The following is a 7,070-nucleotide window of genomic DNA, read 5'->3' on the forward strand; positions in this document are numbered from 1 at the left end:
AACCCGCTCTGCTTCGCTACAGCTATAGGACTTTTGCGTCGCAATCAGGAAGTTGATGTATTCAATAGCTGTGTATTTCGGTGGATTCATTCCTTCCTTCTACCGCATCTTCAATTCAACGTTCACATAGAGGCACTGGAAACGATGGAAGCTAACAATTCATTCCTTCCTTCTACCGCATCTTCAGTTCAACTGCGTAACTCCTGAATTAATAACGTGAGAACCTTGTGTTTTAGCGGTTACTGCCTCCTGAAAAACTTCTCTGTTGTGCGTTGACAGAACTAAATGTAAGTTCCACTCTGGTCTAAATGGTAAAGTAGCTAAGCTTCCTAGCAAAATATGCAAAGAATATTCAGCTTTTAACTTCGGGTCATCACTCAGCGTGATATGACTTGTTGGAGCTTTCCACGCCGCTAAACTTCCTACTAAAAAGTCACGCCCAATTAAATCTTCTCTGTCACCACTCACATAGTGAAAAAATCCACCATCTTTTGCCTCAAGAGCATCGTGTAATTCCTCTCGAACCTCCACAACTTTTGAGGGTAATTTGAGTTTCATTTGCTGATTGCTGCTGCCAATGCAAATTTTGCTTAAACCTGCCCCGATATCGCCTCCGGTAGCCAGCGTGGGTGTAGCGCGGGCAAATCCGGTCGGTGTTGGCTGTACTGCAACCATTTTTTAAATTCTCCAAAATTTAGGGTAAACATCGTCTGTTCCGCTTGCTATCTGCGGTTGAGGCGATTTTTGGCAAAAAAACTCTGTCACCCAATCTCACCTAATTTCTTTGTCGGGTGAGGGATTCGGGCGTTTTCGGTCTATGTCTGCTAATAAAGCAGAACTTCGGAAGTTTGTGGAACTTTCAGGAAAACATAGATGCAGAAAATGTTAGAGACTAGAGAAGATATTCAGAACAATGCAGATAACATGGGCGATGGCAGGACAGAAAAAGTGACCTTTACTTGCACGTCGGAGACTAAGGAATACTTAGTTCGGTGGGCTGAGGAAGAAGATAGAAAGGTTAGCAATTTAGTTGACCGAATTATTAATCAAGCTATTCAAGAACACCAACGCCAAAAAGAAACCCCTCCAGCGACTCACAAGGGTAAAGGGCAATGATGGGTGAACGAACGTTATGACTGAGACACAAGAGGAGGTAAGCGAGATAAAAGCTCAAAACTGTGGAATCAAGGTTAGTCGTGGTGTAAGAAGCGCAATCACGCACTCCAAGGACTAGCGATTAGAGTATCCGGATCGCATTTACATAGGAGGTATCACAAATTATGCCAACGCAAGGCAAACTTGAGCTAACCATAAAGATTTCGGAATTCCCAGCCGACGTGAAGACTATAGAGAATGGTTGGAAGTCTTTCGAGATTGACTGCGATGAGCGGATTGTTAGCGTAATTGTAAAGCCCAAAGTTTTTAAGAAGTTAGAACAGGCACAAACCGATTACCCAATGTGGGTTGCTGCGATTGCTGGAAAAATGGGTGAGCCTACAGAACGGGGCTTTATCCTGAACGAGCCAGCCATCCAGGTTTTTGAGAAAAAACCAAAAGAACCGAAAGAGCCAACGATAGTAGAGTAATGAGTAATCATTTTATATGCTTATTACTCGACTACATCAACAAGCGTTAAGTGAAAACCAAACTGAAATTAGGCACATTTACAGGTACCTACTTTCAACTTGAGTAATGGTAGTGGGAGTTGAGAACTTCATATGTACTATTAGCATAAGAAAGCTTAAAACTCTCCTCCAATATTTTGCTAAGAAGCCACTTAAAAGAAAAGCCTCTGCTGTAACAGAGGCTAATGAATTACCTAGTAATAACTTGAAAAGAAATGATCAATAACAATTATATTCCATCTGACTGGGAAAAATCTCAAATAACAACGTTCAATCAGCCAAATATTCATCTGCGTAACCAACTCGCTCAGCAGATAGATATTTCTATGTCTCGAATTCCTAGCAGTCTTTTACTTAAGCATGCATATACTGGTGCCTTAGTTTCTGAGTGGATTTCACTAAATCAACGCGCTCAATATATGGGGGAATGTTTAAAAGCCAGATTCAGTGGCGCAGGGGAAAATCCTTTATTTAGGCAACGGCAAGAAAATTTAATAGATGAAACTAGTTATTTAATTGCTATGACTGTTATTGAAGTCCATGATGCTACTTTTAGCTTAATTCAAGGGGGTTGGAAATATATATATGAAGAAATTAAAAACTTGGAAAACTACCCTAAAGATGAAATTTCTTTTTTTCTAGAAACCTTAAAGCAAAAGTTTGACTATTTCTTCATTGAAGCTGTCAAAGGCTATAAAACAACTGTTAGAGATATTGAAAATCGTTCCAAGAGGCTAAGAGACCTTATTTATAAAGGAGATTTGTGGACAGAAGAGCTAGTAAGCGAACAATTTGCTAAGTACGAAATATGGATTGGCATTGCGATAAATACTTGTGCTAAAAGACAGGAAGAAGATAATGTTATCAAAAATCTCATGAAAAATTTCCTGCACAAATATGCCCTATCTCACGATTTATCAGCACGGTTAGCTCAGAAAGAAAGAAGTGCTAATCCACCTAGATACATCCAGTCAATACGGTGGAAAGATGGTCAACGCTATGTCGGAAAGAAAGGAGGGTGGGAATTAGTTGTTACAAAACTTAACGAACCTAATCCCGTTTTTGGGCTATCTCTTCTTTTTCCTTGTAAGAAGGTATAGGCTCAAAGAATGTCATCAAAGAAATTAATTTCATGCCAACGCTGTTGATGATCAGAACCTCGAACTCCAAAAAAAAACTTGGTAGCCACTCTACTTGAGTTCGGGTAAAAGCCTGTTAGCACAAAATCCAAAGACCGCTTCCGCTTTGTCTTAAGGAAGGCCGAACGCTTAAACCTTTTGCACAAGCGACAATAAACCACCAAGAAATACAAAAACTTAATTCCAGGCTAACAGGCTTTCACCACGAATAAAAGCAGAGTGGCTCCCTAACTAAAAAATTAGGAAGCCACTCATGAGCCAAAAACCCGTAGCCATAAGGATTCTGGTACGAAAATTAGATAACTCCACCGTACCAAATAATTTTCTAAACACTCTTACTCAGCAACTCTCCTTGAGCGCTTGCTTGGTGGGAGGTGCGTCATGCTAGAACCTCAGCACCTACAAGAATGGCGCGATAGCGGCGTAGATGATGCCCTTACTCGCTTAAACGTCGAATCGCTTTGTGGATCTAGTCCTTATGAATCTCTGTTCTACTCGCCAAAGATAGAACGCACCAACACTGGGCGAGTAGAGAACTGGATGCTTCGCCAATACGCCCATACCGAGAAAGGTGGTTGGTGGTGCAGCGGATTAGATCCATTAAATAACTGCCAGCCGATGCAGTGGGGCTGCTTTAAGCCCGACTATCCCAGGTATGACCAGAACGGGAAAGTAATAAAGTACGAGCATCCGCCAAAAACAGAAACTCGTGTCTTTTTCCTGTCTGTACCCTTGCACATCTGGCAGGCGATCGCCAATCGCCACGAGATTGCAATGCCAGAAGAAATTGAAATCACACCAGAGGGCGAAGCAATTGGTTTCTGGGCGTGGGTAATTAAAGATAAAGTTCCACTCTGTATCACAGAAGGAGCAAAAAAAGCGGCAGCATTGTTATCCGCTGGATTCGTGGCGATCGGTCTACCTGGGATTTATAGTGGTTATCGGCGGCTTCAGGATGAGTGCTGGAATCCTAGAGGCAGCCGCCGACTAATTCCAGAACTGGAAATTTTTAAGAATCATCCGATTTATTTTTGCTTTGACCACGATGAGAAAGACAAGACCATTCGTGCTGTAAATACTGCAATTGAACGAACAGGTCAACTACTGAAGTGGCAACAGAAGTGTAAGATTCGAGTAATTGATTGGGAAGAACCTGAGAAAGGGGTTGATGACTTCATTGTTGCCAATGGCGTTGACGCTTTTGAGAAGCGTCGTGAGCTGGCTGTGTCTTTAACCCGCTGGATGGTAAGGGCTTTCTCTGAGCTTACCTACCCGGCAAATGTCACCTTAAATCAAAAATATCTCGGTGAACTAACCATTCCAGAGGATGCCAAATTGATAGGCATCAAAAGTCCCAAAGGGTCAGGCAAAACCGAAACCTTAGCTAAACTCGCTTCAGAGGCAGCAGGGCGAGGTGAACGGGTACTGGTACTAACTCATCGCGTACAGCTCGGCATGGATTTGTGTCGGCGGCTAGGGGTTCCCTATGTTACTGAAATCAAGGATAAAACGGGTAAATCACTCGGTTTTGGGCTATGCGTTGATAGCCTACATCCAAATTCACAAGCCCAATTTAGCGCCGAGGATTGGTATGGACAGACAATATTCATAGATGAGGCTGAGCAAGTTATTTGGCATATGCTCAACTCAAGTACCTGCCAGTCTAATCGCGTAGCCATCTTAAAAGAATTTAAAGCCTTAATCTCGAATACGCTTACAACCGATGGTGGGCGAGTAATTTTGTCGGATGCCGATTTAAGCAACGTCTCAATTGATTATATTCGGAACCTAAGTGGGGTCAATGTTGCTCCTTGGATTGTCGTTAACGAGTGGAAACCTACCGAAGCATGGCAAGTTCACCACTACGAAGGCACTACCCCAATGGGAATGATGGCAGCGCTAGAACAACACCTGGAAGAGGGCGGAAAACCTTTTATTTGTTGTAGTGGACAAAAGGCTAAATCTCGTATTGGTACTCGCAACCTTGAGGCTCATTTTTCTGAGAAATTCCCTGATTTAAAGGGACTGCGGATTGACAGTGAAAGCATTGCAGATTCTGATCATCCTGCGTTTGGTTGCACCAGCCATCTAAATGAGATATTGCCCAAATACGATTATGTGATCGTATCCCCCAGCCTTGAAACTGGAGTTTCAATCGATATCAAGGGACACTTCAGCTCGGTTTGGGCAATCCTCCAAGGTGTTAGTCCGGAGAACTCTGCCCGTCAAGCTTTGGCACGAGTCCGGGAACCTGTTGAACGACATATCTGGGTAGCGCCTTACGGATTGGGACAAATCGGCAATGGCTCCATCAGCACTAAGTCTCTACTTGCGAGTCAACAAAAAGTTGCCAAGGCTAACATCCGGCTGCTCAAAAATGCTGATTTCGATTGTGACGACTTAGATATCGCTTTCGATGTCGCAAGCCTACGGACATGGGCAAAGTTCGCCGTTCGAGTCAATGCAGGGATGGTTGATTATTGTGGAAGTGTCCTAGCTGGATTGAAAGCTGAGGGACATCAAATAATCAGTACAAGTGGCGGCAATGGTGAGGAAGCGAAAGCCCAGTTGGATGAAACTCGCACCGTTGAACATCAAAAGGAAGCGGAAGCGATCGCCTTGGCTCGTGACATTTCTCAAAGTGATTTTGAAAAGCTCAAAGAGAAGCGCTCAAAAAATCAGGAGGAACGGCACCAGGAGCGCAAGCATTCTCTAAAACTGCGTTACGGAACTGATGTAACACCCGACTTGGTAATTAAAGATGATGACGGATGGCACCCCAGGATACAGATGCACTACTACTTCACTGTAGGAAGAGAATATCTCGCAGCCAGGGATAAGAAACGGGTGGCTACGATTCGAGAGCAGGGGGAGGGCGCGGCGTGGCTACCCGACCTAAATAAATCGCTACTCTCCGCACCTGTCGCCACTTTATCTTTGGAAATGCTAGGTGTGTTGTGCTTGTTAGATACCCAGCGGCACTTCAAGAATGAGGACGAAGACCTTCAGGAGATAGCTAAGAATGCGATCCAGTATAGATGGGATATAAAAAGTGCGTTGGGCATCAGTATTAACGAGATGGATTCGCCAATAAGAATTGCTCAAAAGTTACTCGGCAAACTCGGACTGAAACTAACCTTTCTCTACAAGGAAGGCTCACGAGGGGAACAACAGCGAGTCTACGGGTTTAAAAACCCAACAGATGGACGCGATAAGATATTTGCTGCATGGCTGGCACGGGATGAGACAGCGAGGCAGACAGAACTAGATAAAGTATCAAATTGCGATACGGTAGTCACGGCAGATAATAAAGAATATATAAACAACTCTGGTGACTACCGAAGCCCTTCCCAATCTACTAATAGGAGGGACGAACCTCAAAATGTATCAAATTGTGATACGGTAGTCACGGCAGGTAATAAAGAAGATATAAACAACTCTGGTGACTACCAAACTACCTCCCAACCTATCAACGAGGGGAGCGCGGCGGGAGGACTCGCACTCACCTCTGAAGAAATTGAAGAGTCTGCAAACTTTTTGATAATGGCGGATTCTCCAGAGGTAGCGGTTGCAGTATTCGGGATGCTCCGAGACTTCTGCCAGCAGGCGAAACAGGCAATTTGGGCAAGGATTCCTGTACAGAAAAAGGAGCAGCTCTGGAATTGGAAGATGGCAGCATTCGGTTGAGAATGCGATCGCAATCCATTTTTCGTGACTGCAATCGCGATCTCAACCAATTGCCCTAGCCAAAAATCAAATTCTCTCTCTGCCAGCGCTTATAAAATTAGGTGACATTGGCACCTAGTTTCTGTTCACCCTTTTCAGCAGATTGAGTGAGCAATAAGTTGTCCTAGCTGCAAAGCATTTTATAACAGACACAACAATGCACGGAAAACCTGATTAACCCGTTTAACCCATATCAAATTTGCTCTTTGTGAGAGCGTCCAGAAGCATAGAATCCCTGGAATCCGAGCTTTAATTAAACTCTGTAATCTTCGAGTCGGGCAAATTGACCTACGCAGCTTCTGAGTGAATAAGTTTTTACTGTCCATTTGCCTGTCGCTTTTTATGGAACTACATTAGTAATAAGATGATTAACTTTTCTCAGTCTAGATAACTTGGTAGTATTAATGACAAAAGCTGTTATTTTATTTGGTAGTCCTGCATAGTAATGATAATCAAGCTTTTTGCTCTATAGATAAACTGGCGTTATACTCATGAATAAAATACCAGATAGCTCCTATATGATTGGAGAGTTTTTTAGAGAACGAAAGAGTTTTTCTTACTAAACGCGATATTCTTTGTC

General features: G+C 43.2%; 5 protein-coding genes and 1 pseudogene. 4 read left to right on the plus strand and 2 right to left on the minus strand.

From position 1 onward, the window contains the following. Window positions 1-183: 183 nt before the first annotated feature. Entirely contained in the window at window positions 184-675 is a 492-nt protein-coding gene (locus H6F77_RS12930; protein ID WP_190489122.1) for a hypothetical protein, read from the minus strand. Between the two features lie 198 nt (window positions 676-873). Between H6F77_RS12930 and H6F77_RS12935 the strand changes: the two genes are divergently transcribed. The 4 genes from H6F77_RS12935 to H6F77_RS12950 all read left to right on the plus strand — a co-directional run bounded on the left by H6F77_RS12935 (window position 874) and on the right by H6F77_RS12950 (window position 6,451). Then, window positions 874-1,116, plus strand: a complete 243-nt coding sequence (locus H6F77_RS12935; RefSeq protein ID WP_199321317.1) for a hypothetical protein — start codon at window positions 874-876, stop codon at window positions 1,114-1,116. 164 nt (window positions 1,117-1,280) lie between these two features. Beyond that, window positions 1,281-1,586 (plus strand): fertility inhibition FinO-like protein, encoded by a 306-nt coding sequence (locus tag H6F77_RS12940; RefSeq protein ID WP_190489124.1) that lies wholly within the window; start codon window positions 1,281-1,283, stop codon window positions 1,584-1,586. A 254-nt stretch (window positions 1,587-1,840) separates the two neighbouring features. Continuing rightward, on the plus strand, window positions 1,841-2,725 hold the full coding sequence (locus H6F77_RS12945; protein WP_190489126.1) for a hypothetical protein: 885 nt from the start codon (window positions 1,841-1,843) through the stop codon (window positions 2,723-2,725). A 420-nt stretch (window positions 2,726-3,145) separates the two neighbouring features. Continuing rightward, window positions 3,146-6,451, plus strand: coding sequence for a plasmid replication protein, CyRepA1 family (locus H6F77_RS12950; protein WP_190489128.1), 3,306 nt, complete (start codon window positions 3,146-3,148; stop codon window positions 6,449-6,451). A gap of 491 nt (window positions 6,452-6,942) precedes the next feature. On the opposite strand, the pseudogene H6F77_RS29000 reads toward H6F77_RS12950, so the two are convergent. After that, window positions 6,943-7,070, minus strand: a pseudogene (locus H6F77_RS29000) (IS1 family transposase); the annotation flags it as partial.

The sequence above is a fragment of the Microcoleus sp. FACHB-831 genome (assembly GCF_014695585.1).
In the GTDB taxonomy this organism is placed as follows: Bacteria; Cyanobacteriota; Cyanobacteriia; order Cyanobacteriales; family FACHB-T130; genus FACHB-831.

Excerpts from the sequence above, each read along its gene's own strand:
- H6F77_RS12945 (WP_190489126.1), top strand. The coding sequence starts at position 1,841 with ATGATCAATAACAATTATATTCCATCTGACTGGGAAAAATCTCAAATA.
- H6F77_RS12940 (WP_190489124.1), top strand. The coding sequence starts at position 1,281 with ATGCCAACGCAAGGCAAACTTGAGCTAACCATAAAGATTTCGGAATTC.
- H6F77_RS12950 (WP_190489128.1), top strand. The coding sequence starts at position 3,146 with ATGCTAGAACCTCAGCACCTACAAGAATGGCGCGATAGCGGCGTAGAT.
- H6F77_RS12935 (WP_199321317.1), top strand. The coding sequence starts at position 874 with ATGCAGAAAATGTTAGAGACTAGAGAAGATATTCAGAACAATGCAGAT.
- H6F77_RS12930 (WP_190489122.1), bottom strand. The coding sequence starts at position 675 with ATGGTTGCAGTACAGCCAACACCGACCGGATTTGCCCGCGCTACACCC.